This is a genomic window from Roseibium sp. HPY-6 (assembly GCF_040530035.1).
GTDB lineage: Bacteria > Pseudomonadota > Alphaproteobacteria > Rhizobiales > Stappiaceae > Roseibium.
In genome coordinates this window covers 306,763-331,849 of the sequence record NZ_JBEWCD010000001.1, presented here as the reverse complement: position 1 = coordinate 331,849, position 25,087 = coordinate 306,763, and the positions used below count along the sequence as shown (strand labels likewise).

Annotated in this window: 27 protein-coding genes, 4 tRNA genes and 1 pseudogene; 18 read left to right on the top strand and 14 right to left on the bottom strand. The window is 56.2% G+C overall.

Annotated elements, in window-relative coordinates; all coding sequences use genetic code 11:
- Positions 1 to 37: 37 nt before the first annotated feature.
- Positions 38 to 232, top strand: a pseudogene (locus ABVF61_RS01625) (zinc-dependent alcohol dehydrogenase); the annotation flags it as partial.
- A gap of 67 nt (positions 233 to 299) precedes the next feature.
- Here the strand turns inward: ABVF61_RS01625 and mscL are convergent.
- Both mscL and ABVF61_RS01615 read right to left on the bottom strand, forming a co-directional pair.
- Complete coding sequence (gene mscL, locus ABVF61_RS01620; RefSeq protein WP_353991782.1) at positions 300 to 734, bottom strand: large conductance mechanosensitive channel protein MscL; 435 nt, start codon at positions 732 to 734, stop codon at positions 300 to 302.
- A gap of 188 nt (positions 735 to 922) precedes the next feature.
- On the bottom strand, positions 923 to 1,780 hold the full coding sequence (locus ABVF61_RS01615; RefSeq protein ID WP_353991781.1) for a LysR family transcriptional regulator: 858 nt from the start codon (positions 1,778 to 1,780) through the stop codon (positions 923 to 925).
- A gap of 95 nt (positions 1,781 to 1,875) precedes the next feature.
- Here ABVF61_RS01615 and ABVF61_RS01610 point away from each other — a divergent pair, with 95 nt between their 5' ends.
- The 4 genes from ABVF61_RS01610 to ABVF61_RS01595 all read left to right on the top strand — a co-directional run bounded on the left by ABVF61_RS01610 (position 1,876) and on the right by ABVF61_RS01595 (position 4,258).
- Entirely contained in the window at positions 1,876 to 2,256 is a 381-nt protein-coding gene (locus ABVF61_RS01610) for a tautomerase family protein (protein ID WP_353991780.1), read from the top strand.
- A 170-nt stretch (positions 2,257 to 2,426) separates the two neighbouring features.
- On the top strand, positions 2,427 to 2,681 hold the full coding sequence (locus ABVF61_RS01605) for a hypothetical protein (protein WP_353991779.1): 255 nt from the start codon (positions 2,427 to 2,429) through the stop codon (positions 2,679 to 2,681).
- Between the two features lie 38 nt (positions 2,682 to 2,719).
- Positions 2,720 to 3,244, top strand: coding sequence for a ricin-type beta-trefoil lectin domain protein (locus ABVF61_RS01600; RefSeq protein ID WP_353991778.1), 525 nt, complete (start codon positions 2,720 to 2,722; stop codon positions 3,242 to 3,244).
- A gap of 372 nt (positions 3,245 to 3,616) precedes the next feature.
- Entirely contained in the window at positions 3,617 to 4,258 is a 642-nt protein-coding gene (locus ABVF61_RS01595; RefSeq protein ID WP_353991777.1) for an aspartyl/asparaginyl beta-hydroxylase domain-containing protein, read from the top strand.
- Positions 4,259 to 4,336: 78 nt separating this feature from the next.
- On the opposite strand, the gene ABVF61_RS01590 is transcribed toward ABVF61_RS01595, so the two are convergent.
- The 7 genes from ABVF61_RS01590 to ABVF61_RS01560 all read right to left on the bottom strand — a co-directional run bounded on the left by ABVF61_RS01590 (position 4,337) and on the right by ABVF61_RS01560 (position 11,571).
- Positions 4,337 to 4,993, bottom strand: coding sequence for a hypothetical protein (locus tag ABVF61_RS01590; protein WP_353991776.1), 657 nt, complete (start codon positions 4,991 to 4,993; stop codon positions 4,337 to 4,339).
- Complete coding sequence (locus tag ABVF61_RS01585) at positions 4,990 to 5,916, bottom strand: M23 family metallopeptidase (RefSeq protein ID WP_353991775.1); 927 nt, start codon at positions 5,914 to 5,916, stop codon at positions 4,990 to 4,992. Before ABVF61_RS01585 ends, ABVF61_RS01590 begins: the two co-directional genes overlap by 4 nt.
- Before the next feature lie 2 nt (positions 5,917 to 5,918).
- Positions 5,919 to 7,196: an HlyD family type I secretion periplasmic adaptor subunit gene (locus tag ABVF61_RS01580; protein ID WP_353991774.1), complete on the bottom strand. Its 1,278-nt coding sequence runs from the start codon at positions 7,194 to 7,196 to the stop codon at positions 5,919 to 5,921.
- Between the two features lie 62 nt (positions 7,197 to 7,258).
- A complete protein-coding gene (locus tag ABVF61_RS01575; protein WP_353991773.1) occupies positions 7,259 to 9,361 on the bottom strand; it encodes a peptidase domain-containing ABC transporter in 2,103 nt (700 codons plus the stop codon).
- Positions 9,362 to 9,369: 8 nt separating this feature from the next.
- Positions 9,370 to 10,290, bottom strand: a complete 921-nt coding sequence (locus tag ABVF61_RS01570) for a hypothetical protein (protein ID WP_353991772.1) — start codon at positions 10,288 to 10,290, stop codon at positions 9,370 to 9,372.
- Complete coding sequence (locus ABVF61_RS01565) at positions 10,277 to 11,170, bottom strand: hypothetical protein (RefSeq protein ID WP_353991771.1); 894 nt, start codon at positions 11,168 to 11,170, stop codon at positions 10,277 to 10,279. The genes ABVF61_RS01570 and ABVF61_RS01565 overlap by 14 nt, the downstream gene beginning before the upstream one ends.
- A gap of 59 nt (positions 11,171 to 11,229) precedes the next feature.
- The gene (locus ABVF61_RS01560) at positions 11,230 to 11,571 is read right to left on the bottom strand and encodes a hypothetical protein (protein WP_353991770.1); all 342 of its coding nucleotides are present in this window, start codon (positions 11,569 to 11,571) and stop codon (positions 11,230 to 11,232) included.
- 503 nt (positions 11,572 to 12,074) lie between these two features.
- On the opposite strand from ABVF61_RS01560, the gene ABVF61_RS01555 reads away from it, so the two are divergent.
- The 6 genes from ABVF61_RS01555 to ABVF61_RS01530 are packed head-to-tail and all read left to right on the top strand — an operon-like array spanning position 12,075 to position 17,734.
- Positions 12,075 to 13,091 (top strand): radical SAM/SPASM domain-containing protein, encoded by a 1,017-nt coding sequence (locus tag ABVF61_RS01555; protein WP_353991769.1) that lies wholly within the window; start codon positions 12,075 to 12,077, stop codon positions 13,089 to 13,091.
- Complete coding sequence (locus ABVF61_RS01550; RefSeq protein ID WP_353991768.1) at positions 13,088 to 13,993, top strand: hypothetical protein; 906 nt, start codon at positions 13,088 to 13,090, stop codon at positions 13,991 to 13,993. The genes ABVF61_RS01555 and ABVF61_RS01550 overlap by 4 nt, the downstream gene beginning before the upstream one ends.
- Before the next feature lie 3 nt (positions 13,994 to 13,996).
- Entirely contained in the window at positions 13,997 to 14,977 is a 981-nt protein-coding gene (locus ABVF61_RS01545; protein ID WP_353991767.1) for a phosphotransferase, read from the top strand.
- Between the two features lie 14 nt (positions 14,978 to 14,991).
- Positions 14,992 to 16,143, top strand: a complete 1,152-nt coding sequence (locus tag ABVF61_RS01540) for a glycosyltransferase (protein ID WP_353991766.1) — start codon at positions 14,992 to 14,994, stop codon at positions 16,141 to 16,143.
- Positions 16,140 to 17,051 carry a hypothetical protein gene (locus ABVF61_RS01535; RefSeq protein WP_353991765.1) on the top strand — a complete coding sequence of 304 codons (912 nt, stop codon included), beginning with the start codon at positions 16,140 to 16,142 and terminating at the stop codon, positions 17,049 to 17,051. Before ABVF61_RS01540 ends, ABVF61_RS01535 begins: the two co-directional genes overlap by 4 nt.
- The gene (locus tag ABVF61_RS01530) at positions 17,048 to 17,734 is read left to right on the top strand and encodes a hypothetical protein (RefSeq protein ID WP_353991764.1); all 687 of its coding nucleotides are present in this window, start codon (positions 17,048 to 17,050) and stop codon (positions 17,732 to 17,734) included. The genes ABVF61_RS01535 and ABVF61_RS01530 overlap by 4 nt, the downstream gene beginning before the upstream one ends.
- A 161-nt stretch (positions 17,735 to 17,895) precedes the next feature.
- Here the strand turns inward: ABVF61_RS01530 and ABVF61_RS01525 are convergent.
- The 5 genes from ABVF61_RS01525 to ABVF61_RS01505 all read right to left on the bottom strand — a co-directional run bounded on the left by ABVF61_RS01525 (position 17,896) and on the right by ABVF61_RS01505 (position 21,482).
- Positions 17,896 to 17,971, bottom strand: a tRNA-Thr gene (locus ABVF61_RS01525).
- 376 nt (positions 17,972 to 18,347) lie between these two features.
- On the bottom strand, positions 18,348 to 19,178 hold the full coding sequence (locus tag ABVF61_RS01520; protein WP_353991763.1) for a hypothetical protein: 831 nt from the start codon (positions 19,176 to 19,178) through the stop codon (positions 18,348 to 18,350).
- 200 nt (positions 19,179 to 19,378) lie between these two features.
- Positions 19,379 to 20,200, bottom strand: a complete 822-nt coding sequence (locus ABVF61_RS01515) for a TrmH family RNA methyltransferase (protein WP_353991762.1) — start codon at positions 20,198 to 20,200, stop codon at positions 19,379 to 19,381.
- A 247-nt stretch (positions 20,201 to 20,447) separates the two neighbouring features.
- Positions 20,448 to 20,951, bottom strand: coding sequence for a PaaI family thioesterase (locus ABVF61_RS01510; RefSeq protein WP_353991761.1), 504 nt, complete (start codon positions 20,949 to 20,951; stop codon positions 20,448 to 20,450).
- 24 nt (positions 20,952 to 20,975) lie between these two features.
- Positions 20,976 to 21,482 (bottom strand): MarR family winged helix-turn-helix transcriptional regulator, encoded by a 507-nt coding sequence (locus ABVF61_RS01505; RefSeq protein ID WP_353991760.1) that lies wholly within the window; start codon positions 21,480 to 21,482, stop codon positions 20,976 to 20,978.
- Positions 21,483 to 21,871: 389 nt separating this feature from the next.
- On the opposite strand from ABVF61_RS01505, the gene ABVF61_RS01500 reads away from it, so the two are divergent.
- The 7 genes from ABVF61_RS01500 (at position 21,872) to rplK (ending at position 25,086) form a co-directional block, all read left to right on the top strand.
- A tRNA-Tyr gene (locus ABVF61_RS01500) sits at positions 21,872 to 21,956 on the top strand.
- 22 nt (positions 21,957 to 21,978) lie between these two features.
- Positions 21,979 to 22,052, top strand: a tRNA-Gly gene (locus tag ABVF61_RS01495).
- Positions 22,053 to 22,221: 169 nt separating this feature from the next.
- Complete coding sequence (gene tuf / locus ABVF61_RS01490) at positions 22,222 to 23,412, top strand: elongation factor Tu (protein WP_353991752.1); 1,191 nt, start codon at positions 22,222 to 22,224, stop codon at positions 23,410 to 23,412.
- Positions 23,413 to 23,520: 108 nt separating this feature from the next.
- Positions 23,521 to 23,596: transfer RNA gene (locus ABVF61_RS01485), tRNA-Trp, on the top strand.
- A gap of 104 nt (positions 23,597 to 23,700) precedes the next feature.
- Complete coding sequence (secE, locus tag ABVF61_RS01480; RefSeq protein WP_299481507.1) at positions 23,701 to 23,898, top strand: preprotein translocase subunit SecE; 198 nt, start codon at positions 23,701 to 23,703, stop codon at positions 23,896 to 23,898.
- 53 nt (positions 23,899 to 23,951) lie between these two features.
- Positions 23,952 to 24,482, top strand: coding sequence for a transcription termination/antitermination protein NusG (nusG, locus tag ABVF61_RS01475; protein ID WP_029060809.1), 531 nt, complete (start codon positions 23,952 to 23,954; stop codon positions 24,480 to 24,482).
- A gap of 175 nt (positions 24,483 to 24,657) precedes the next feature.
- Complete coding sequence (gene rplK / locus ABVF61_RS01470) at positions 24,658 to 25,086, top strand: 50S ribosomal protein L11 (protein WP_299481516.1); 429 nt, start codon at positions 24,658 to 24,660, stop codon at positions 25,084 to 25,086.
- Position 25,087: the final 1 nt, after the last annotated feature.

Below are 25,087 nucleotides of genomic sequence, written 5' to 3'. Positions count from 1 at the left end.
CAGTTCGAATCGATGATGAAGGGTGCTGTCGTTCCCGGATTCGGTGCTCAACCGCAAGATCATAAGAGGGTCAATTGTCGGGACGCGTTTGGATCTTGCAGAGTCATTGCAGTTCGCTGCTGAGGGAAAGGTCAAATCCCACTATTCGGAGGAAACGCTCTCTGACGTGAACAGCATTTTCGACAGGATGAAAGCCGGTAAAATTGAGGGTAGGATCGTCATGGCGATCTGAATGATGCGACCGGTTACGCCGGCAGCTTGTCCATCGCTGCCGGCCGCCGAAAACTGGAAAACCGCGGTCAGGCCTTCGCTTTCAACACATCGCGAATTTCGGCAAGAAGTTCTTCCGTGGTCGGACCCTTGGGCTCTTCAGGCGCAGGCTCTTCCGCAGGCATTGCTGCATCCTTGATCCTGTTCACTGCCTTGACGAGCATAAACACCACCCAGGCAATAATCAGGAAATTGATGACAGCCATGATGAAGGCACCGTAGGCAAAGACAGATGCACCCGCCTCCCGCGCAACCTCAAGCGAGGCACCGGCCGGGACGTCGCCTGAAAGAACGGCGTAGTTATTCGTAAAATCGACACCGCCCGATACAAGGCCGATGATCGGGTTGATCAGATCGCCGACCAGAGACGTCACGATCGCTGTGAAAGCCGCACCGATGATGATACCGACGGCCATATCCATGACATTGCCTTTGGCAATGAAATCCTTGAATTCATTAATCACAATTCCCTCCCAGACTTAAAGCCACACAACAGGTGCCCAACCAACCTGTGTACAAAGACCCTACATAAAAATACGGACCCGTGTCATTTGCAATTGCAATAAACGAAAACGAAATTTCTCCAGTTAACCTAGAGTATTGGGACCAGAACAATCCGGAACTCGGCCGAGACGAACGTGTCGCGGCGGGCCTAAGCCTGCACCGCTCCCTTGAGAGCTGCAGACAGCGCGTCGACGGCATCTTTCGGCCTGCCGGATCGAGCGCGCGTATGCAGTACAATAGGCAGGGAAGGGAGCTGCGGCAGACCGAGTTTTGGACCAACATCTAAGGCCCCGAAAGGCAGCATGCGGCGGGCGAGCGCAGCGACGCCCATGCCTGCCATGACGGCAGCTGACACTGCTGTGACACCACCTCCGGAAAAAACTTCCGTCCACAGAATTCCCGCGTCATCGAGAAGTCTGCCGGCCATAATGCGCACCCCACAGGGTTCCGGCATCGTGGCTACCGGCAATGGCTCGTTGGCACGATGTTGCCATCCCTGCGCGGCAAACCAGCCGAATTTTTCATCGACTAGAAAGGTCCCGTCACTGCGTCCATCGTGAAGCCGGACGATGACGGTGTCGAGCTCGTTCCGATCGAAACATTTCAGCAACTCGCCTGAAGATCCAATCCGGATCTCGATCAGAAGATGACGATCCTGTTCGTTCATGCGCGAGATCAGTAACGGAAGTTCCGGGCCTGCAACATGATCGCTGATCCCGATCGTTAGCCGTTGCCGCGTCCCGGCCAGAGCCGCAAGAGCGCTGTCGTGTTTTTTCAGCAACTCGCGAGCGTGCTCCAGGAATGTCACTCCGTGTGCGGACAACTGGACATATCGCGGCGTTCGTTCCACGAGCCGACAACCCAGGCGCTCCTCCAGCCGCTTTAGCTTCAGGCTGACGGTAGACTGGGTCGCGTTTGTTGCCTCGGCCGCACGCGTGAAGCTGCCCAACTCCGCAATTCGAACGAAGGTCCTGACGGCGTCAAGATCGAGCAAACGATCAGACATTTATTTTCTCAATTTTTGATATCTTTATTCATCGTTTTTCTAAATAGCATGGATGGCTCTAGGGTCAAACCGGACAGATCGTAAAGGAGCCGAAAATGCCACTTGTTCATGTTTCACTCAGGACCGGAAAATCAGACGCTTACAGGCAAGCCATCTTTGACGGCGTCTACCTTGCGATGAATGAAGAGTTCAACGTGCCCGAAGACGATCAGTTCATGACCGTCACCGAACACACTGCGGCGAATTTTCGCTATGGGGCCTCTTATCTCGGGATTGCCCGCAGCGACGACCTTGTCTTCATTCAGATCACCGCGAACAACACCAGGACGATCGATCAGAAGAAAGCGCTTTTTCGACGCATTGCAGAGCTGCTCGGGAAGGAGCCGGAAATCAGGCCGGAAGACGTCTTTGTCAGTCTTGTCGAAGTTGAAAAGGAGAATTGGTCTCTCGGCAACGGCATTGCGCAATACGCCTGATTTCTGCGCCTTGTGACGCCAGCGACCGATCGGCGTTTTCCGGTCGGTCAAACAAGCGAAAAGCGACGGGCATTGAGACAAAGTCCGCCACCGCCACCAGATCTTCACAATCGATTGTCAGCATCGGGTACGTCGAATAAGGGGGAGAAAGTGCTGTGCGAAATCGATCCATGCTACAAAGCCTCGTCATGTGCTGTGCGATCACGATTGTCTTCTGGCCTGCTACCGCAAGCGCAGACTGCAAGGCGGATATCAGCAAGGTGGAATACGCAATCGATCACGCAAAGCGGGTCGGCATAGAAGTCACGACCGCCGAAAGAATGCGGGCGCTGCTGCAGGATGCCAACAAGGAGCGCAAGGCAGGCAATGAGCAGAAATGCCAGGAGCTCATCAATGAGGCGAAAAACATGGGCAATGTCGAGTAGGTCGCGAAGTGACTGATGCATGGTGGAAAGATATTCAGATGCGCTCGACAATCGTCATACCTGTTTGCCTCGCCTTTGCCATTGCAACGCCAGCATGGGCAGAAGCTCCGGACCTCAAGACTCCAAGCCCTGTGATCTATCTTGCTGATAACCTGGACGAGAAGGACAATCTCGGCTGGTGCATCGACACGTTGGGCCGCGGCTATGCTGAAAACCTGCAGGCCCACTCCTGCAAGCCCCAAGGCGGTGATGTGCAGTTTTCGTTCGACGCTGCCTCGGGCCAGATCCGCTCGGTCGAATTCACCGGCAAATGCATGGACCTGATTGCCCCCGATGACCCCAAAATTGCCTTCGGCCTCAGGGATTGCTCCGACGGGAACAAGACCCAGCAATTTGCGTACGATGAAGCCAGTGGGCGTATTACGCCAGCAGACCAGCCAGATAATTGCGTCGCAGCGGGTGAGGCAAGCCGCAGTGCGGGGCCGTTCATGTCCCGGGATCTCATCCTGGCACCGTGCGCGTCAGCGGACGCAGCGTTGATCACGTGGCGGGAGAAGAAATAGGCCCGCTTTACCAGCCTAAACCTGTCTCTGCACCTAACGCCGGTTGTCGCCTTGCGGCGGGTATCTTTCATCATCTGTTGCGCATTGAATCGTCAGGTCCGAGCTGCCGGAGCGCCGTTGTCACACGGTATATTTTCTGAAGATCGAAACGGTTGGTTGCAGCCCGACATCACGTTGGTCTTGTTATTCCTGCGTATGTTGCTGTCAAAACGTCAGCAGGCGTGTTATCCTTAAAGTTGTAAATCAAAGAAATAAACTCATAAATACGTTTAAAGTCAAAGTACTTTTCATTCGATCCAACAGTTTTCAGTCTGACCAAAAATATTGAACGGTTTGAGGTCATTTTCCAACAAGAATCGCGGAGGATCAATAATGTCAGTCGATGAATTAAGCTTTGTTGAAAGAGATTGCGGAGATAGCGCTGTTTTTTATTCGACGAAAAGCTTTCCGAGATTTAAGGCGCTTCAGGAAAATTGGAAAGTTATTGCAAATGAGTTGCGTCATTTGAATGCGCCTTTGACCTCGATTGATCGGGTCAACAAGACGCATGCTCAGGTTTATGCCGAAGTCAAAGCGTGGATTGCGTCGGGCGGGGAGTACGGGTGGCTGAAGGGATGGGGCCCAGATGGCGCCAATGAATCCTGGATCCAGTACGGATTGATTTTCGAAGACGACGTGGTTCCATTCGTTCCCGACCGATTGTCGCGAACCTGCAGTCTTTTGAAAGCGATTCCCGGCATCAGAGTGGGTGCATTCGTCACCATGCGACCGTCAACGTTTTTACCCACGCACCAACATCCTGAACTCACGGAATGCGGCGCACTTCAAATGCATCTGACGCTCAGCGCGTGCGAGGAAGGAAACTATTCCTATCTGAATGTGTGCGGGCAGTTCCGGCAACATGTACCAGGCGACCTGTTTGTTTTTGACGGATCGAAGGAGCATTTCGCACTCAATGCGTCGAACAGCGACCGTACAATTCTGTATCTGGAATTTTACAAGGACGTCATCTGACACGATCCGGCTCCTCATCTATGTGAAACCTGTTCGTGGTCGGACCGCCTATTGTCTTCGTTTGAAAACCAAACGATCCTATTTGACACCTATCGTCATAAGACGGCGGTAAGAACCAAACGTTTGCTCTTCAAGACACAGACGCTCCGAAAACGGTGTTGCGTTTTCAAGGTCCGTCAGGCCGCTTGGGCACGAGATATGCCCGTTGAGTTCGGGGTCGGTATTTGCCTGAATGCACACAAGTTTGCCTTCCGGGATCAGCGCGAACCAGGCTGAAGGGTCATCCAGATGCTCCCAGGACGTCGTGATGATCGTATCGGGGCGAAACCGGACCGGACGGCGCGTACCATCTTCACGAATACGGTCGAAGCGAGCTTCTGTGTAGTTAAGTTCAAAGGCATTCGCCAGGCCGGAGAACGCGCGCAAGTCGTCCATGACAAATTTTCGCAGCAAGACGTCGGCCGCTCTGGCGCTGTCCACGTCAATATCAATCGTTGCCACGCGCCGGCACAAGTTCGGCAATTGCGTCAGAAGGAAAAGAGGCAGGACACCGACCCAGCCACCGACAACCAGAATACTGCCAAGGAAACGGCCATTCTCGCCCAATCGTTCGATCAGCCAACGCTTGCTGTTGAGTTGTCCGTCACTGGTCGCATCAATCCAACCGGCATCAGGATGTGTTTCAATTGCCCTTACGAGCGATTTCATCACAGGACCGAGCTCACCTACGTTCATGAGCTTGCCTCCGTTGGGACCAAATCATTCCGCTTTAACTGGTGGCCTTCAAATTCGATAGGGACTGGATCACCGTCGAATAGCAGGACTTCAAGGTCGCGCACCGAACCTCTTACCGCGTGAATATGCAGATGAGGTTCGGACGTATTCCCCGAGTTTCCGACATAACCCAAAGCGTCTCCGGTCGAGACGGACTGTCCCTGGTTTACAAGAGGTGCGCCTTTGAGATGTGCCAGGACGATTGTTGCTTCGTCGCAGGTGAGGGCCACAAAGTTTCCGGCAGGCGCGTTGGTATCCGTCGTCCCGATCGCTTGTTCCGGCGCTCCGGTGCCGACGATGACAACTTCACCCGCGCATGGTGCGACAACCTGCATTCCATAAATGGTGTAGTCATCGAGCCTTGTCGGCATAAGCCCGACTGCCCTGCGACCCTTGGGGTTCAAAGCTGTCAGGTCCAGTGCGTAGCGCTGAGCCCTGACGTGATGGTGGGCATTCAAGAGCGCATTATTTCCGCCTTGCGTGACAAATATTCTTCCGTTCGGAACAGGATTGGCGAGTCTGACCGGCTGCTGAGAGCCGGCGCTTTTGTCGGACGTGGTCAGGATCGCCGCGGGCAGGGCGCCGACAACAAGCAGTGCAGCGCATACATCCAACAAGGATGGCTTGCGAACGCGCGCCAAAAAGGAGGCCCGCTGGGTCGTTGCCAAAATGATGGTGGCGGCGAGCAGGAGGGTGATCAAGGCAGCAGGTCTGTAGCTCATGCCAAGGATCGAGCCCGGCAGGATCTGATAAAAGAAGCCAAGTACGAAAATGCCAAGCGCAAATACGGTCAGGAAAGCGGCAAGATTGCTTTTCCTCAAAAGAAGGAGCAGGACGACAAATACCGCCGGAACAATCAAATAAAGCGTCACGATAAGACCCATATTCAACGTTCCCGCAGTGCGGTGTTCCAACCGCGCAATATTGGTTCGAGCAGAAAGTCCACGATGCGGCGCTCACCGGTGCTGATGTTGACGAGAGCAGAGAGGCCCGGATGAAGCCGCACGCTGCTTTTTTCCGGATCAATGATCCGCAGATGCGCAATATAGCTCGTGTCGGCAGAACTCTCCGTCCGGTCCCGGTTCAGTCTTCGGGCGTCTGTCAGGAGCGACGACGTTGAGATCCTCTGCTCGCGATCGGCTGCGGTGTCCAAACTGATACGTTCAACGATGGCTTGGAGACCACTGTACCTGGAGACCGAAAAGGCTTCGAGGCGAACGATAGCGGACTGGCCCGGCTCCACGAAGCTGATATCGCGGTTGCGGATCCGGGCAACGATCTCAACGCCGGCGCCATCTGGAACGATTTTCATTAGCGGCTCGTCCGTTTCAACCCATTGAGAAAGTGCACTGCGGCGTGTTTCCTGGACAATTCCCGAAATCGGGGCGCGCACGAGATGGCGCTTTATGCGCGCCTCAAGGACACCTATCTCACCCTTTGTTTTTGCGATCGCTTCATCGGCCTGGTGCAGTTCCTGATAAAAGGCCGCGTGCCTTGCGGTGAGGTAGCCTTTGCGCTCCGCCGCAATATGTTCAGAGCTTGCGTCCAGTTCGCTCTTTCGAGCATCCAGCCGTTCGGCTTCCGACAGAGCCTGAACGAACTCAAGTTCCATTTCGATCTCTTCAAAACGCGGTGTGACACCGCGCTTTACCAATGCTGCAATTGCCGAGCGCCGATCGCCAAGCAGATCAACCCGTTCTTCTGCACGGCGCGCTTCAGTCTCGACGCGCCGCAGCTCGGCGGACACTTCCGCTGCCTCACGGTCAAAAATTGAGAGTTTGGCTTTTGTTTCAAGCCGCATTGTCTCGATGTAACTTCGCCACTTGCGGAGCAAAACATCGTCGCCGGACGCTTCCTCAAACGGATCGTCTTCCGCACCGCTCAATAGCGTGTGAACCGCAAGGCGTTGCAATTGCAATTCCGATAACCACTGTTCCTTCCAGTCTCGTTCCAACCGCAACTGAGCGTCGTCGAGCCGCAACAACGGGGCACCTTCTGAAACCTGGTCCCCATCCTTCACCAGGAGTTCGAGCAGGATCGCGTCTGTTTGTGCCGCAATCGGGCGTGTTGCATAGGCGGAGACCACGCGGCCGGGCGCCGTTGCGACGATATCGACGCGGCCGAAAACGGTGCCTGCCGCCAATACGGCAAAAAACGCTATCATTATCAGTGCTAGCCTGTTGAGCGATCCAGGACGCGGCGCAACACGGTATGCTGATTGGAGTGTCATTGCCGTTCGACCTCGGTTAGTGAGTTGCCGTGCCTGCCATCTTTGAGCTGACGCGGAACCAAGGAGAGAGGATCCGCTTCGGCTACCCTTTTTTCGGACACCACAAACACCCTGTCGAATTTCCGAGCGACTGCAGGATCATGTGTCGTTGCGATAATCGTGGTGTTGCGCCCAAAGGAGAGCAGTCTGTCGACCACCTTTGCCTGTGTTTGAGGGTCCAATGCGCTAGTCGGTTCGTCGAACACAAGGTTGGCCGGGCCGGTAACGATCGCACGCGCCAGATTGAGTCGCTGACGTTCGCCCAATGAAAGTGTTTCGGCTTTCGCGGGCACAATCGACTCAAGGCCTTCGGGCAGATCCTTGACGAGCTCCTCAAGGCAAACCTGTTGCAATGCGGCCAAAACCTGCTGCTCGGAAATCGCGGCATTGCCGACCGCGACATTGTCATAGATCGTGCCGAGGAACATGGAAGGCTGTTGCCAGACAACACCAAAACAGCGTCTGTACGCCGTCGGGCTGAGCTGGGTGAGCGCAGTGCCGCCGTACCGAATCTCACCTTCGCTCGGTGCGATCAATCCAAGAATGAGTTTTAGCAAAGTTGTCTTGCCTGCACCGGACGGCCCCATGAAAGCCACATGTTCTCCAGGCTGGATCTCCAAATCGATGTTTTCAAGGATGGGCGGCTGTCCGGCCACTGCCTCGTAAGAGACAGATTGAAGAACGAAGTACCCGGGCTCTTTGGACGGCAATTTGCTGAGGCGTCTTTCCTGCGCCTCAAGCGGCAGTGCCAGCGCCTGGTTCAGTTCGGCCGCCGCTTGGCGGATGGTTCCAAATGCGCTCAAGCTCCGCCCCAAGGTCCTCAAGGGGCTGAGCAACAAGACGACAAAGAGATTGAAGGCGATGAACTGGCCCAGGGTGAGTGTGCCCGCAAGAACGGCTTGCGCGCCGAACCAAAGGATACAGATGCGCGTGCCGTTGCGAACGGTTTCGAACGTGCGCTCCACAATCGCGCGATTGTCGCCGGCTCCGGCAATGGCCGTTGCATTTGTTGTTGCAAGTTGGGCTTGCCAGGTGCGCCAAAGGCGATTTTCCAGGCCCATCGACTTGATCGTTGAGAGATTGTCGAAGGTTTCGGTCAGAATGCGTTCATGCAGGACACGTGCCTTGTGACGTTCTTCATCTCTTGAAACGGCACGCCGTGCGACAAGGATTGAAAGCGGTGCACCGATGAGCAGACCCGCAAGCGCAAGAGATGCGAGCGTCGCATGGAGTGCGAAGAGGATCAGAAGCAGGATGATCGCAAAGAGCAGGTCGATGACCAGCCTGATCCCAACCAGTTCCAAAGCAGACCGAAGACGGTCGATACTGCGGAAGAGACGCGGAAGACTGCGGGGACTGATCTGCTGATGTAATTCGCCCGGCTGCGCTCCCAAGAGGTGGTCAAATATGTGAGAAGAGATTTCGCGGTCAAGATCAGCCGACGCCTCATCCGTGAGTGAATCGCGCGCGGTGACCAGAACCAAACGGAATATTTCTGCGAAAATCAGCCCCAGAACAATCGTATCCAAGGTACCTACGCCGTTCTGGACCAGCACCTTGTCGAAGATGAGCAGTGCGCCGACCGGCAACAGCAGAGTTCCGAGCTGAGCAAGCAGTCCAGTGAACATAACCGTGCCGAGACGGGCGCGGTTCTCCATTGCAAATCCCTGTATCAGCTTGAGTATTGACGGTGACTGGCCGCCCTGATTGTCGGCAGGAGAGATGACGACAAGATGCGTGGGAGCAATCTGTGCTTCAAAACTATCAAGTCCCGTCTTGTCGACGACAGCTTCATCGGACCTTGAAAAGATCACTTTTTTTCCCGAAGTCTGCCTAACGAGTGCAGGACCGTTTTTGCCAAGAACAAGCGCTGGCAAAGGCGCGGCACGAAGTCTTGCCGGATCATAGGGCCATACGTGGACGTGTGCCGGTGCGAGTTCTTTCAGGACATCTGCAACGGCCGTTTCGCCAAAATCATCCAGCACATTCTCCAACGCGCCTGCGTTAAATCCGTGTGCTTCGAAAAACGCGGCTATCAAACCATTGCCAAACCGCCTCATTTCAGCACCTATGCTTCTCGTCGTGCCTCAAACGACTTGTAGGCCCAGCCTGCCAGGCGGGCACCTCTCGCGGTCCATTCCCAGGTGCCCATCGAGCCAAGGCGAAGGTCTCTGCCGGGATTGAAGGCTTGTTCCGTCAGCTGAATGTCCCTGCGCCGATATTGGCGTTTTTCCGGATCGCCATGCCACAAATGGGAGATTTCACAATCCACCCAACCAATCCGGCCAGCCGTTGCAAGCGCAGCACGCTCTGCCCAAAACAGAAAGTGATCCCTGTAGTCCTTGTTGTCCCGGAAAACCTTGTTGAAGCAGCCGGAGTCGAGTTCACCTGCGAATGCGTGCGCCATCAGGTGATCTCCGCTGCCGGAAAGACAGGCGTCATAAAGGCCGCACTCGCGCAGCAGGTCCCTGCGGGCTGCCCAGGCATATCCGGTATGGCCGTGCTCTGCGTAGACGGCCGGGCTCGGCCCGCCCGTGATGCCGAGCCGCGCGGCAAACCCTGAAACTATGTCTTCGATAGCCGGCTCTGAGCCGGGTTTGGCGAGACGACGACAGTGCGAAAAACACTGCACGACGGGTGTATCCTCCAAAGCTCTGGACGTCGCTTCGGCCCATGTTCTGGCGGACTCTCCGAACAGCAAATCGACGTCGCACCAGGCGACTTTCGTATATTTTTCAGGGAGAAGCGAAGCGATGCGGTTCAGCAGCCTCTCTTTTTGCCAGAGCAGGGAGGCTGTGTGGACTGCATAAAGGTTCTCGACTTTTCCATCCAGTCGGCTTGAACCGTCACCGAAGATCAATTCGGCAACGAAGAGGGGGATCTGGCTGCGCCTTAGCTCTTCCTGAAAAATCAGGAAGTTCTTTAACTGCCAGTCATTGCCGAGGGGATCATAGTAACAGGCTATAACGCACAGATCATCGTGAGGCATGTTCGATCTCGTCCTCGCAGCGCTGCTCAAAATAGGATTCCAAAAGACGCCGCTGCTTGTCCGCGGTCTCGGTCCACTCCCAGGCACCACCATTGACGCGCTTTAAGTGGTGTCCGGGATCGAACCCCATCCGATCGAGCAGGACATTGCGGGTCACATACTGGCGTCGTTGAAACGAGCCGTGGCTCAGATGGGTAATCGTGCCGGGAACTACCCCCAAACGCAGCGACTGTCCGGCGCCAGGCAGGTTATTGCACCACTCGCTGAACCGCCGTCGCAGCGCGCCCTTGCCCAGCAAGCGCGATACACATCGGCACTTGCCAGTTCCTGTGAAAGCATGCGCCATGACATGATCTGCGCCACCAATAATACACTCGTCGAACAGGCCGTTTGCAAGCACCTCGCGCCGCGCCGCCCAGGCGTATCCTGTATGACCGTGGCTGTTGAAATCGGCACCGGCCAGTTCGGGTGCGCGCGTCACATTCGACGCGTAACTGGTTACGGGAGTTTGCTGCGGAAGTGCGCTCTGGCGCACTTGTTGAAAGATCTGGGCGACATCACAGCGTTGAAGTGTGTCAGCCGTTGCCTCGAGCCAATCCGGATTTTCAAAAATTATGTCGCCGTCGATCCAGGCGATGGCATCGAATTTCTCGATCAGGCGCGAGATCGCAAGGTTCAAAAGCCGCTCCTTTTGCCACATGACAAAACGGCACGGAACGCTGATTGAGGCCTTTACCTGTGTGACACCGGCAAAAACGCCTTCGACGATCGTCAGGCAATCCGAGTGCCTCTCCATCGCAGCTACAAAAGCGCGATGGTTCTGCAACATCACGACACTTCGCAGCGGATTGAAGTAGGCGCTTACGATCGCAACACGCATTCCCACTCATCCCCTCGTGAAGGTTGCCCCCCGGTCACTCGGCAGCAACCTTCAACTTGTCAACGTGTCTGAGCCATCTGGCTCATCGACATGTGATCGGCATCCACCGACATTGCTGCGGAGACAGCAACCGCGGCGGCGACGCTTGCGGCGACAGCCGATACAGCCGAAGAGACCGCGGAAACAGCCGCTGGCCACGCTGCCACGGTTCCTGGATGTTCCAGGTTTCCGTCATGTGTGGGGCACGAAGCGGTGACCTTCTCGGCGACGTCCGAGTCCAGTTCCAGGCCGTGTTCTTCCACGAACCTCAGGGGATCTGCCAGGAAATCATAAAGGTCACGATCTGATTTCATGGCTGCGGCCATCACGGCCTCCTCCACCGTAGGAATTTCCAGTTGCATAACCTGCTCCTTTCATTTGCTCGGTAAGAGATACATTGGCTACTACCAATGAGTGTACTCTATCGCTTCAAAATAATAATTACCAATATTTATTTCTGTATTTCAGTAAAAGTTTGGAAAAAATGAATTTCAATCTAATTTTGCTATAGCTTATGATGATTTATCGAAAAAATTGCTTGATTATTGATTTTACTAAAGAAGAAAATTGATTTTTTTACTCAAAGTTTGAACACAATTCTCCGACACGCTTAATGCTGAGTTTTGCGCTGGCGAAAGTCTTGCGCATTTTGTAAGTGCAATAATTGTCTGAAAAATATATATTTTTCGGACTCTCTCTTGAGATGCGTGTGAGATTTCATCGGATGATGTAGTAAAAATAGAAACAAATAAAAAAATCTATTTAAAGTTGAAAATTCTATTTTTTTGTACAAAAGTGAAGGAGAAGATCCTTCGAATTCTTTGGGGTCGAAAGATCGACTGTAGCTACGTTAGGTGGAGAGATAATGACATCGCCAAGCAAAGTCTTTCCGATGCGGTTCAACTCGCTCGTTATTGAGACAACAACCAGGTGCAATGCGAAATGTGCCATGTGTTATCAGTCTGTTGGTCCGAAGGGATCTGACAACTGGGGAATTCATGAGTTGAAACGCGATACCCTGATGAGGGTCATCGATGATGCAATCCATATTCCCAACCTTCACAAACGGCTGCACATTTCAGGTGGAGAAGCCTTTCTCGATACAAAGCTCGTCATTGCTCTGCTGAGCAGAGGGCGGGACGTTGGGTATGACGAAATTACCCTCACGACGAACGCCTATTGGGGTAAGTCGCCTGAAGCTGCCGACAAAATCTGCCGACAGCTTCTGGACTGCGGTGTGACCGACATGGAAATCAGTTGGGACTATTGGCACACCGACTACATCAAGGCTGAGCGCGTCGTGAATGTTTTGCGTGCCGCGCGCAAACACAGCGTCAAGACGACCCTCCGCGTGTTGACGAGCAAGTCACACAGTGCGGGCGAAGCGCTTTCCCTTTTGGGTGAAGGCTGGAAAGAAGCAGACTCGGTTATGTGGGGCAAAGTGTTCGGCACAGGACGGGCCGCGACCAAGCTTGGTCCTGCCGAACTTCATCCGGAAACACTGGCGCCGGGCGAGACATGCCACAATTTCCTGAACCTGACCGTGAACGCCAAAGGAGACGTTTTTCCGTGCTGTGCGGGTCTGGACCAGACAGACCATGTCGGCCTCGGGCAGGTCCACGAGGAGCCGATCTCAAGGATTGCAGAACGAATGTCCAATAACCTTTGGCTCCGCAAGCTCGTCTTCGAAGGGGTCGTTGCTATCGAAGAGGTTGTCAAAGAAAGCGGCTATGCATTTGAGCCTGAAGAGAATACGGGCATGTGCACGCGATGCTGGTCTGTCTTTCGTGACCAGGGGGCAACGGAAATCGTCAAGGCACACGGGCGCAAGATTGGGCGCGAAATCGTCGAGAGGGCGCTGCGTCGCCCGCGCGCGGCATGAGCGCGCCGGATAATCTCAGGTCGCTGGCGGGGGAGAAACCCTCGCTGGTCACCGAACGGATGGGGTCGGTTTCTCTCTTCGCCGAAATAGGGCCAGACGGCAACTGCTGGGTGACGCCTGCCGATCGGCTGGGAGACTGGTTGAATCACTACAACCTTTTTTTTCTCACTTCCGCGGGCATCAGCGAAGGGCATAATCTTCATTGGCTGTATCATCGGGAAGTTACGGTGAAGGGAGAAGATCTTTATCGCCTGCCCGATGAACTCAAGCGCCTGAACCAGCGCATAACTGACCTGTCCATGGTCATGACATGGCTTGTCTCCCTAACCGAACTGATGCAACTGCCGCAGCCGGCTGAAGAAACCATCAAGGACCTGGGCCTTGGCTCAATCTGCCTGTCAATCGCAGAGGAGGAGCGCGGTCTTGTGAATGCCCAGTGCGCCAAGTGCATCGAAGACCTTTGCGACGCCGGTATCGGATTGTCCATTATCGGTCGAACCGATGCGCTTCACGAGATCGGCGTGTTTGCCGGAGACCCCATGAGCAAGGCTTCCGTCACCCTGATCCAGCGGCGGCTGGGGGGCAATGTCGAGGAGCTGCCGCGTATCGGGCGGACAAGGCCTTGCAAGACGCGGCTGCACTTCGTGGTGGACGCACACGGTTTCATTTACCCGTGCATGGGCCTTGTACACATTCCTTCATGTGCCCTGGGCACCATTGATGATGATCTGGCGGAACTCGTCGACGAACGCGAGCACCAGGCGTTCGACCTTGGCACGCTGATCGAGCGCGGACCGGATCTCCCCGAAGTGCTCGAGGAAAAATTACCTGATGGTGTTCCGATCGACTGCTATGCGCACCGCCGTCAGATAATAGCCAGGACTGGTAAAGCCGGGAGTTGACGGGTGCACACATATCTGCAGAAGCAGTCGGTCGTACCCGCCGCGCTTGATACGCCTCAAATGGTCTCGATCCTTGGCAAGGCCTTCGGGCTGCGGGATGTCACGATCGTGACGAACCCGGCGTTGCGCGACGGGTTTGTCGCCGTCAGCCGCGACACGCCCTATCTGATGCGTCTGGATCCGTCAGGGGAGGCCCATCGGCGCAGGGTGGCGTTCGAACGATCCTTTGCCGCGCAGTGCAGCCGGTCGCTTGGCTGGCCCGCATGCCTGCGGACCAATCTGGATGAATGGTCGAGCGCAGTCGTCGTCGAGGGGCGGGACCTGCTTCTCAGCGGCGAGCAGTATCTGCATCAGTCTCACCGTGTCAAAAGCGTGGACGACTTCAAGGCACTCGCCGAACACATGGCGCGTTTTTCAAAGTTCAAGCCTCAGATCGAATATGACGATGAGGCTGCGCCGCGTCTCGACACGCATTTCCTTCGGTCAGTCGCGTGCCCGAAAATCATTGCGGTGAGCGCTTATCCCGGATGGGTCGAACCGACGATTGCATCGCTGCTCGATCATGTGGACACGGAGTGTTCGACGCTTCAGTGGGAGATCAACCACGGTGATGCCCACGAAGATAATGCGCTTGTTGCCTCGGCTGGCGAGGCTTTTTTCGTCGATACCGAATTCGCGTGCCTTGCGCCCGCCGGATACGACATTGCGACCCTTATCTGGGACATCTACATGCGGCGCGGGAAAGACGACGCACTTTTCTTTTGCCGTCTCATGCGCGATGCCGGATTTCAATCACCGGAAGTGGCGAGCAAACTGACCGCGCTCATGATCATGCGGAAGGTCTGGTGGCTTGGACTGAGGGCCAGCCGCAGCCGTGACGGCACTATTCCGAGCAGGACATTCATCGAAGAACAACTGGAGGCCGCGCTCGCGATACGGATGGATCAGCAACGTTTTGCCTCAGAGTTGAGCGGAAAGCACTGAGGAGGAGCCAAAAAGTGCAGCCACAGAACAGTTTCTCCGATGCATGGGATGACTTCTTCCTTTTGCCGCGTGACCTCGACATCTGTACCAGGCCGGGCAATCGGCTTGACGTGCTTCATGTGACAGCCGCGCTGGATTGGCCGTGGCCTTTGCCGGGTTGGTTTGCGGAAAAATCCTCCCGCTGGTGCGCAAGGCTTTCCTCGCTGGGCTACAATGCGCGCGCCTTGGTACCGCAAGCCGTCTTGCCGGGATGCAGCCGCGACGATCTAATCGAGATCATTCTTCGCCTTCGGCCCAGAATGGTGGTGTCGAGAGCATTCGCACTGCGCGGCCGGGATCTGGAACGATTGGCGCTGGAGCAGCCCGACGTCTTGTTTCTTCAATCAAACCATACGCCGAACAGCTTCTTGCTGGAGCCGGGCTCCGCGTCTCCCGAGGGGTGGCTGGAAGCGGTGGAGGCTGCCAGAAGATCCCCGTCGGTCTATCTTTCCAGCGTCGGTGAGAGAGATATTGCCGGAACCTCTCATCTGGCGGGGCCTGGAAAAATACTTTGGATCGCCAACCCTTGCGATACGAAGCTGATCCAGCAGCCAATTCGGGATCGTGAGGACAGAACGCGGCTGTCCATCGGATTGGGCGGGCGCAGTAACCACCAGAAAAACCTCAAGAACCAGTTGGACGCTGTTGCCTTGGTGGCGCGCACACGTCCGGTCGAACTTGTTCTTTTCCTGGGACACGAATGCGCCCCCGGTATCCGCGAGGGCCTGCGCCGTTATGCCCACGGCGTCTTTGACGCGCTTCATCAACCGGTGCGGATCTACGACTTTGTCCCGCCGCATCTGCTTTCAAGTCATGCACGCGCCGAAATCGATATCTTCCTTCAAGGGTCTTTCGACGAATCGTTCGGTTACCTGAACTGGGAAATGATGGCGGCTGGTGTTCCGACCCTGACCTCCAACGATATCGAAGTGCCTGGCACAATAACGGCCAACCCTGTTGATATTGTCGGCATGTCTGGGGCCATCCTCCAAATTGCAGAAGATCTGCCTGCTTATCGGGAAGCTGCGATCCGCCGCGCGCAAGAGGTCGCGCTCCGCAACAACAGGTGCTTCGACCGGGTCTTTGAATCCTTTCTGGGGCAGATGATTGCGGAGGTAAAAGCTTGAACAGCCACGATACAGCCGTGGTCACGTGCGTCTTTTCGGCGGCTCCGGGCAGTGCACGGGCAAAAAACCTTGAAGCCTTTCTTGATGCCCTCGACCGGCAGGCCGTGCCCGTTTTCGTGGCAGAGCTTGCCTATGACGACATGCCTTTCCTCCTGCCCAAAAGCGCCTGCGTGCTTCAGCTCCGCACGGAGTATCACTCCTGGCACAAGGAACGGCTTCTCAATCTGGCTGTTCAATCGCTCGACCGGGCCTACGAAAAAATCGTCTGGGCTGATTGCGATATCATTTTTGAACGGCCTGACTGGCTGGTCGAGACTTCGAGACTGCTTGACGAGGTTGCGGTGATGCAGCCTTTCGACATGGCTGTGAGGGTCGCGGAAGAAGGGCAGGTTCAAACGGATCCGGAAATGTCTTTCGCCGCGAGTTTCGTAAGTGGCCGTTCGGATCTGAACGGCGGCATGTCCGCACATGGACACACCGGATTTGCCTGGGCGGCCCGGCGATCGCTCTTCGAGGGGCCGGGATTGCTGGACATATGTCTCTCCGGTACGGGGGACCACCTCATGGCGCATGGATTTGTGGGAGATATGACGTCCCACTGCGTCTCCCGCCTTCTCGTCGGGGCTCCCGGTTACGAAAAGGCGTATCGAAGGTGGTGCCACGCGGTTGCCGATCTTACCGGGGCCAGGATTTCGGCGATCGAGGGCACCATACGGCACTTGCCACATCCGACCGGCGGCGGGCACAGCTACCTGCGGCGGAACTTTGATCTCCTGCGAATTGGCTATGATCCGGACCGCGATCTTGCGCCGTCAGACGACGGTCTTCTGCATCTTCTTCACCGCACGCCTGATCATGAAGCTTGGCAGGCGCGCCACTTTCCGAACAACGAAGTCAGGGCAACGTGAGCAGCTCCATTCAACAGAAGTCGCGCTACAAGGTCGTTGATATCGTCGACCCGGCAAACAGCCGGACGCGCGATCGTTTCGAGACCTATCGTCACGACACTGTGCTGACGTCTCAGAACGATGCATTGGTCGGAAATTACACGGCTGAAAAGTTTGCGGTCGATGACCAGATCGCGCTCTACGTGATCATGGATTGCGAAGAGGACCGCATCTGCGGTTTTTCAAGCCTTTTCAGGCCCTCACACTGGCCACATGAGGTCGGCAGGGTGGGCAACCGAAGCTGGATCGACAAAAACTTCCGGTCCAGCAGGTGGGAGCAATCGGGCCGAAACTCTTCCGGCTATGCCTATGGTATCCGGGATTTTGTGTCGATCATGACGCGCGCAAACGTGGGCACCTGCAAAGAACACGGCATTGAACTCATGCTGATAACGCGCGAAGCACAGGCAGCGCATCGAAACCAGATCGGCAGGCTTATAACCGTTCTGGACAAGCAGCTCGTCTGGCAAACGGACTTTACGGGCTACTATTCGACATATCCGGGACAAACGCGCAGCTGCTGGCAACGCGCCATATTCAGTGAACTGGTTCCAGGGGCCCGGCAGCACATCCACCGTATACCCAGGATCACGCACGACGAATACATTCATCGCTACAGCTCCAATCCGATCCTGGCAAAGTAACCGGAATGCTTTGGCTTTTTTTTGCCTGTGCCTGACAGGCGAGGGCGGGGTGCCAGCGTTCTTCATCCAACGAGGTCGCACCGCGTTGGGAACGCCAAGGCGCTACCCGAACCATAGCGACTGGGTGGGTGTCTAGTTCACAATCTGGATTGTTGGGAAACTGGTGCCGGCAGCAGGATTCGAACCCGCGACCCCGAGATTACAAATCACGTGCTCTACCAGCTGAGCTATACCGGCGCCGGGGATGGCTTCTACCAGATTGGGCGCGCTTGTCCATGCTTGAAACGAAAAAATTCTCTCAAGCCAAAAGAAAATCCGTCAAGTGCCTCAAAACGCGCGCGAAATCGGAAAGCCGCTGTGGATAATGGATTGACTTGGTAGCGCGGAAAGAAGGCCATCGGCGCACAGGCACAAGCGCATTGGCCGTGGTCGATGTCAGTTTGAAAAACCAATCTCAACTCGCCGTCCCGGCCTTGAGCCGGGACCTCTCAGCAGCGCAGAACAGTTTCTCGTTTCAGAGACAAGATCCAAGGTGGCGTACTTCTTCAGCACCTGGGTTTGGGGCCGGGGCAGCGGGTGCCGCATAGAGAGATACTTTCGAGAGGTCTTGTATCTAAAACGCGAACAATTTGCCGGACATCAGCTCGCTGCGGATATCGAGGGCAAGATCGGCTTCCTGCTGGAGCGGGATCGAACTGGCAAAAGCGGAGATGGTCGCCCTGATGTTGTGCTTGATCTGCGCGCTCTCAGGCAATCCGATTTCGGCGACGAGATTGTCGGCGTGGATGCGCAGTGTCCTGGTTTCGCTCAAATCCGTCAGGCGCAGCGCGGCGATGGTCCGGTTGGCATCGATCTCAAGGGCATTCACCTTGCCGTCGATTGTGACGACGGAGTTGCTGCTTTCCAGGTTGAAGGTTTCGGTCTGGCCGATCAGCGAGACCTGGGAGTTCGTCCCCGCGACCGATATGCCCTGAAAGTGTCCCTTGAAACTCGCAATCGTCGCCTGCTGGTGAATGGAGACTGAAACATCCGTCGGCAACTGGGTTTCCAGCAGGACGCTGCAACGACGGGTGACGCCCGTGTCGCTTTGCTTGAACTGGAGGTTGACGTAAAGACTTGCCTGAATGACGCGCGTTTCCACGATCGGCCGGCAGCTTTGCGCGCGCAGGCCCGATTTGACCACATGCAGCATGGCCGGCCCGTCATTTGACGTGGTGACGTTGATCTTGCTGCTTTCGCCTTCGAAGATGACATTTTTAATCTGGCTGAAGTCGATCTCAGAAAACGGATCGGCATAAGCGGGCATCGCCACTGTCATGCCCCATAGGACAGCAAAAGCTGTCTTCAATCCGGTGATAGTCATCACGCCCATTCCAGTTGTTTGCGCAACTGCCCGGCCATCTGCCGTTTCGCCAGGCAGTCCGCGAAGTGTATCCCACCGCATACCCCTTGCCAAAATACAGCGTCTGCTTGCTTCTTGCGGGAAGGTCATTCCTTCTCCGGGCTTTCAGCAAAAGACGGCTCGGGCGATGCTCCAGAGAACAGGATAGGCTAAAACTCAGAAAAATTGCGAGAATAAAATTTAAAACTATTACGGGAAATTTTCAGTGGAATTTCGTTCAGGTCTGAATGCGCGTCCTCAGCTCAGAGCCCCATTTTCATGCGCGCCACGTAGAGTGAAAGAACCGCCGCATTGGAGACATTGAGTGATCGTATTTCTCCGGGCATGTCGAGGCGGGCCAGAAGGCCGCAGGCCTCGCGCACGCCCTGACGGACGCCTTTGCCCTCCGAGCCGAGAACGAGGACGGTTTTGTTCGTGAAGGCGGTGTCCTCGAGGCTCGCAGGACCGTCACTGTCGAGTGCAATGCAGCCGAACCCCTTGTCCTTCATTTCGCCCACGAACCTGGCCATGTTCTTCACGCGGACATGCTTGATCATGTCGAGGGCGCCGGAAGCCGATTTGGCAAGGACAGGGCCTTCTTCCGGCGCATGGCGTTCCGTGGTGACAACGGCATCGGCGTCAAGCGCGACAGCGGATCTGAGGATGGCGCCGACATTGTGCGGGTCGGTGACCTGGTCCAGAGCCAGCACAAGCCGCGCACCTTTGAGATGTTCCGCGCCATAGGCGGGCAGGGGATCGGCCTCCAGAATCATGCCCTGGTGGACTGCATCCTTGGTGACCATGCGATCCAGCGCACGCGGCATCGTGGTCTCAACGGGCACGTCGATCCGGACGCCACGTTCACCTAAGCGGTTCTGCGCATTCTCGGTGGCATAGAGCTTCAGACGCTTGCGGTCCTTGTTGGCAAAGGCCGCTTCGACTGTATGGAGGCCATAGAGAAGGACTGGTCCCTCCGGCGGCAGACCGGGCCTGCGGGGCGCGGGTTTTCCACCAGTCTTCTTCTTATAGAAAGGCTTTTGACCCGACCGCTGTCCGGGGCGCCCTGATTTAGAGTTGTCCGTCATGGCGAGTGCTGTAGCGATAAATACAGCGGAGGGGAAGGGCGCATGTCCTGTAATTGACTCGTATGGCTTCAGTTAGGAACCTGCCGTCCCGGCCTTGAGCCGGGACCCTTCGCGGTTGCGGCACATGACCCCGGATCGGGTCCGGGGCGGTGAGGAGGAGAGGTGTTTGAACCGTAGCCCATGCGCTGTCCGAGCTTTTAGCCTTGCAGGCAATAATTCGTCGGCATTCAGCGTATAAAATTGACCCTCAAGACGGCTTGAGAATCATGCAACTCACGGTGCCATGGGCGATCAGCTTGCCTTTGGCGTCCCGCAACTCGCCTTCAGATGTGGCCAATCTCGCGCCGCGGTGGACGATTCGTCCCTCACAGACAACTTCACCACTCCCGGGATGAAGCGGGCGGACCATATTCACGTTGAGCGATGTGGTCGTATAGAACTCACCGGGTTTCAGCGTCGTATGGACGGCGCAGCTAAGTGCTGTATCGATCAGCGTAGAAATCCAGCCGCCGTGAACGGTGCCGAGCGGGTTGAGGAACTCCTTGGCAGGAAGGCCGGAGAAGACTGCACGGCCCTCCTCGAATTCTTTCATTCTAATATTAGAATGAATCATGATCGGCGGGGCGGGCAGCTCACCCGCCATCATGTGCTTGAAAATGTCGAGCCCTGTCATCGTCGCAAAAGCCGACATGGGGAGAGCGCCGAGTTGGTGGGTTTTGCCGTTTTCGGTGATCGTGTCCGTGTCACTCATAACATGTCCTTGTGAACCTGCATTTCAATCGCCGCCGGACGCGGCTTCCTTGTCCTCGTCTTCCAGAATGTGCACAGCCTTTCGAAGGGCGGACATGTGGCCACGAACGGCTTCCGCCCCCTCGGGACCCAGTAGCGTGCTCAGCTCTGTCTGCGCTCTCGTCCAGGCCTCATGGATCTCGATCACCTTCGCTTCGCCCACAGGTGTCAGAACCGGCAGCACAGTGCGCCCGCCGGTTTCGCAGCGCCGGATCAGGCCGGCGGCCTCCAGAGGCTTGAGATTGCGGGCAAGGGTCGAGCGGTCGATGCCGAGATAACGGGCAATCGCAGAGGCTGAGGGAGCCGAGCCGTCGGCGATAACGGCAAGAAGCTGCGCCTGCGTCAGTTCCAGTCCGACCGGTGCCATGTGCCGATTATAGTGGCGCGTCAGGAGATTCGCCGTGCGGCGCGCGGTGTGCCCGAAGCACGTCCGGCCCATGACGGTGAAATCTATGTCGTCCAGCGAACGGGTCATATGTTGTAGATACAACAATGTCGATTCACCTTCAACCAGTATCTGTCCTGTTCACCACCACAACTGTGTTTCGGAGGGAGGGAAGAGTGTTGATCTGCGGTAAAACGACGGTGCATAAACTGTCCACAGGTACGCACAAATCTTGCCTGGATAGGTGGAAAAACAAGGAGAACGGGTGACATTTGAAACGAGCGCATGCACTCTGGCGGAAGAGGTGACCGGAGTGATCCCCAACGTTCGAAGCTGCCGTTTCGAGCGTCATGTTGATTTTGTTCATTTCTTTGCAAAATCGGCGTTGACACGGCAGGTTCGCATCTGCATAACACGCGCCACGGGATTGCTCGCCCCTTTCGGGCGGGTTCTCCGGTAAGCCATCCTGATCGCTTCGGCGTGAAGCAGGACGAGATGGAGGAGTGCCCGAGTGGCTAAAGGGGACGGACTGTAAATCCGTTGGCTATGCCTACGTTGGTTCGAATCCAACCTCCTCCACCATCGTTTCTGGTTTGCTCGTTGTGCGGGTGTAGCTCAATGGTAGAGCAGCAGCCTTCCAAGCTGACGACGAGGGTTCGATTCCCTTCACCCGCTCCATCGAGGGGCTGACCGGAGTGTTCGGAACGGAAGGCTCTTTCGCCCGGAAATCCTGAAAGAAGTTCTACGGGAAGCAATTCGTCGCTCGCGGATCTGTCCAAGGCGCCGGAGCGTATCCCGCCTCGAGCCTTATTAGACCGAACCGAGTATTGGACAGAGAGCGACGCCGATGGCGAAGGAAAAATTTGAGCGCAACAAGCCGCACGTTAACATTGGCACGATTGGCCACGTTGACCATGGCAAGACGACGCTGACCGCTGCAATCACGATGACGCTGGCAGAAGCTGGCGGCGCAGAAGCGAAAGCCTACGACGAGATCGACGGCGCGCCTGAAGAAAAGGCCCGCGGCATCACCATCTCCACGGCGCACGTTGAGTATGAGACGGAGAACCGTCACTACGCTCACGTTGACTGCCCTGGCCACGCCGACTACGTGAAGAACATGATCACGGGTGCGGCGCAGATGGACGGCGCGATCCTGGTCTGCTCTTCTGCAGACGGCCCGATGCCACAGACCCGCGAGCACATCCTGCTTGCGCGCCAGGTTGGCGTTCCGGCTCTTGTTGTTTTCATGAACAAGGTTGACCAGGTCGACGACGAAGAGCTTCTTGAGCTCGTCGAAATGGAAATCCGTGAGCTGCTGTCTTCCTACGAGTTCCCGGGCGACGACATTCCGATCGTCAAGGGTTCGGCTCTTGCAGCTGTTGAGAACCGCGATCCTGAAATCGGCCGTGATGCGATCCGTGAGCTGATGGCGCAGGTTGACGACTACATCCCGACGCCGGAGCGTCCGAAGGATCAGCCGTTCCTGATGCCGATCGAAGACGTGTTCTCGATCTCCGGCCGCGGTACTGTTGTGACCGGCCGTGTTGAGCGCGGTGTGATCAATGTGGGTGAGGAAGTCGAGATCGTCGGCATCAAGGACACCCAGAAGACGACGGTTACCGGCGTTGAAATGTTCCGCAAGCTGCTGGACAGCGGTGAAGCGGGCGACAACATCGGTGCGCTGATCCGCGGTATTGGCCGTGAGGACGTTGAGCGTGGCCAGGTTCTTTGCAAGCCGGGTTCTGTGACCCCGCACACGAAGTTCAAGGCAGAAGCCTACATCCTGACGAAGGAAGAAGGTGGCCGTCATACGCCGTTCTTCACCAACTACCGTCCGCAGTTCTACTTCCGCACGACGGACGTTACGGGTGTTGTTTCTCTGCCGGAAGGCACGGAAATGGTGATGCCGGGCGACAACGTGTCGGTTGACGTTGAGCTGATCGTGCCGATCGCCATGGAAGAAGGCCTGCGCTTCGCGATCCGCGAAGGTGGCCGTACCGTCGGCGCCGGCGTCGTCGCATCCATCATCGAATAAGATGAATTCAGGTTGCCGGGTCTTGTACCCGGCAACAGCTCCTCTTAAGTCTTGCGATGCGTGGCTTCAGAGGGTATCAGGAGCAAAGTCGTCTTGACGGCTCTGTGAAGGGGTATAGCTCAGTTGGTAGAGCGACGGTCTCCAAAACCGTAGGTCGCGGGTTCGAACCCTGCTGCCCCTGCCAAATTGCTCTTGATTAATTCGCCTCGAGGGCTTAAACAGTTTCCTCGAGTGAGGCGCGCGGAGTTTTTCCGCGCGCCCACTCGTATTTAACAGACCGGAATCGGAATGGCAAAGACCAATCCCTTTAAATTCATCCAGGAAGTGCGCGCTGAAACGTCGAAGGTGACGTGGCCGACGCGCAAGGAAACGGCCGTGACCACCGCGATGGTGTTTGTCATGGTCCTGATTGCTTCGATTTTCTTCCTCGTGGCCGATCAGCTGATGAGCCTTGGGATCGGATATCTTCTGGGTGTCGGCGGCTGAGTAAGACCGACCGTCCGGTTTGTAGACAAGAACAAGAAACGGAACTGAGAACCATGGCCAAGCGCTGGTACATTGTGCACGCCTATTCCAATTTTGAGAAGAAGGTCGCCGATTCTATCCGCGAGAAGGCTGAACAGAAGGGTTTGACCGATCTGTTTGAGGAAATCCTCGTTCCGATGGAAAAGGTCGTTGAGGTGCGCCGCGGCCGTAAGGTTGACGCAGAGCGCAAGTTTTTCCCGGGCTACGTCCTGGTGAAAATGGATATGACCAACGAGGCTTTCCACCTGATCAAGGACACGCCGAAGGTAACCGGGTTCCTGGGCGCGGATCAGAAGCCGATGCCGATCCCGGAAAAAGAAGCACTGCGCATTATCAACCAGGTGCAGGAAGGCGTCGACAGGCCGAAGCCGTCCGTCAGCTTCGAAGTCGGCGAGCAGGTGCGTGTGTCCGATGGCCCGTTTGCGTCCTTCTCCGGCCTGGTCGAAGAAGTCGACGACGAGCGCGCGCGTCTCAAGGTGGCTGTGTCCATTTTCGGGCGTGCAACACCGGTGGAATTGGAATTCGGTCAGGTTGACAAACTCTGACTGGCTGCCGTCCTGAAGGACGGTTTCAAGTGCCCGGCAGGCGACCGATCTGGTCAACGGCCGGGATTACGGGTGGAAGGTTCAGGCATTCTTCGCCGGATGCCGCAACAGGGACCGGACCACCAGCTCCCAGTCAGCTGGATCGCCGTCCAGCTGCGAATGATTGGAGAGAGTTATGGCGAAAAAAGTTGAAGGTCTCCTGAAGCTTCAGGTGCCGGCAGGCTCCGCGACTCCGTCCCCGCCCATCGGGCCGGCGCTTGGTCAGCGTGGTCTGAACATCATGGAATTCTGTAAAGCGTTCAACGCCCAGACCCAGGATGTTGAAAAGGGCGCTCCGTGCCCGACGGTTATTACATATTACTCCGACAAGTCGTTCACGTTCGAAGTGAAGACGGCGCCGGTCAGCTTCTTCCTCAAGAAGGCTGCCAAGTTGCAGAAAGGGTCCCAGACCCCGGGTCGCGGCACCGTCGGCTCCGTCACCAAGGACCAGGTGAAGGAAATTGCCGAAGCGAAAATGAAAGACCTGAACGCCAACGACGTCGAAGCAGCGATGCTGATGGTCGAAGGTTCCGCCCGCTCCATGGGCCTTGAGGTTAAGGGGTAAG

Excerpts from the sequence above, each read along its gene's own strand:
- ABVF61_RS01585 (WP_353991775.1), bottom strand. The coding sequence starts at position 5,916 with ATGGGTCTTATCGTGACGCTTTATTTGATTGTTCCGGCGGTATTTGTC.
- ABVF61_RS01510 (WP_353991761.1), bottom strand. The coding sequence starts at position 20,951 with ATGAGTGACACGGACACGATCACCGAAAACGGCAAAACCCACCAACTC.
- ABVF61_RS01565 (WP_353991771.1), bottom strand. The coding sequence starts at position 11,170 with ATGCGTGTTGCGATCGTAAGCGCCTACTTCAATCCGCTGCGAAGTGTC.
- ABVF61_RS01615 (WP_353991781.1), bottom strand. The coding sequence starts at position 1,780 with ATGTCTGATCGTTTGCTCGATCTTGACGCCGTCAGGACCTTCGTTCGA.
- nusG (WP_029060809.1), top strand. The coding sequence starts at position 23,952 with ATGGCCAAGCGCTGGTACATTGTGCACGCCTATTCCAATTTTGAGAAG.
- ABVF61_RS01520 (WP_353991763.1), bottom strand. The coding sequence starts at position 19,178 with ATGCGGTGGGATACACTTCGCGGACTGCCTGGCGAAACGGCAGATGGC.
- ABVF61_RS01600 (WP_353991778.1), top strand. The coding sequence starts at position 2,720 with ATGCGCTCGACAATCGTCATACCTGTTTGCCTCGCCTTTGCCATTGCA.
- ABVF61_RS01555 (WP_353991769.1), top strand. The coding sequence starts at position 12,075 with ATGACATCGCCAAGCAAAGTCTTTCCGATGCGGTTCAACTCGCTCGTT.
- ABVF61_RS01605 (WP_353991779.1), top strand. The coding sequence starts at position 2,427 with ATGCTACAAAGCCTCGTCATGTGCTGTGCGATCACGATTGTCTTCTGG.
- ABVF61_RS01575 (WP_353991773.1), bottom strand. The coding sequence starts at position 9,361 with ATGAGGCGGTTTGGCAATGGTTTGATAGCCGCGTTTTTCGAAGCACAC.
- tuf (WP_353991752.1), top strand. The coding sequence starts at position 22,222 with ATGGCGAAGGAAAAATTTGAGCGCAACAAGCCGCACGTTAACATTGGC.
- ABVF61_RS01610 (WP_353991780.1), top strand. The coding sequence starts at position 1,876 with ATGCCACTTGTTCATGTTTCACTCAGGACCGGAAAATCAGACGCTTAC.
- rplK (WP_299481516.1), top strand. The coding sequence starts at position 24,658 with ATGGCGAAAAAAGTTGAAGGTCTCCTGAAGCTTCAGGTGCCGGCAGGC.
- secE (WP_299481507.1), top strand. The coding sequence starts at position 23,701 with ATGGCAAAGACCAATCCCTTTAAATTCATCCAGGAAGTGCGCGCTGAA.
- ABVF61_RS01560 (WP_353991770.1), bottom strand. The coding sequence starts at position 11,571 with ATGCAACTGGAAATTCCTACGGTGGAGGAGGCCGTGATGGCCGCAGCC.
- ABVF61_RS01595 (WP_353991777.1), top strand. The coding sequence starts at position 3,617 with ATGTCAGTCGATGAATTAAGCTTTGTTGAAAGAGATTGCGGAGATAGC.
- ABVF61_RS01580 (WP_353991774.1), bottom strand. The coding sequence starts at position 7,196 with ATGATAGCGTTTTTTGCCGTATTGGCGGCAGGCACCGTTTTCGGCCGC.
- ABVF61_RS01570 (WP_353991772.1), bottom strand. The coding sequence starts at position 10,290 with ATGCCTCACGATGATCTGTGCGTTATAGCCTGTTACTATGATCCCCTC.
- ABVF61_RS01550 (WP_353991768.1), top strand. The coding sequence starts at position 13,088 with ATGAGCGCGCCGGATAATCTCAGGTCGCTGGCGGGGGAGAAACCCTCG.
- ABVF61_RS01590 (WP_353991776.1), bottom strand. The coding sequence starts at position 4,993 with ATGAACGTAGGTGAGCTCGGTCCTGTGATGAAATCGCTCGTAAGGGCA.
- ABVF61_RS01515 (WP_353991762.1), bottom strand. The coding sequence starts at position 20,200 with ATGACGGACAACTCTAAATCAGGGCGCCCCGGACAGCGGTCGGGTCAA.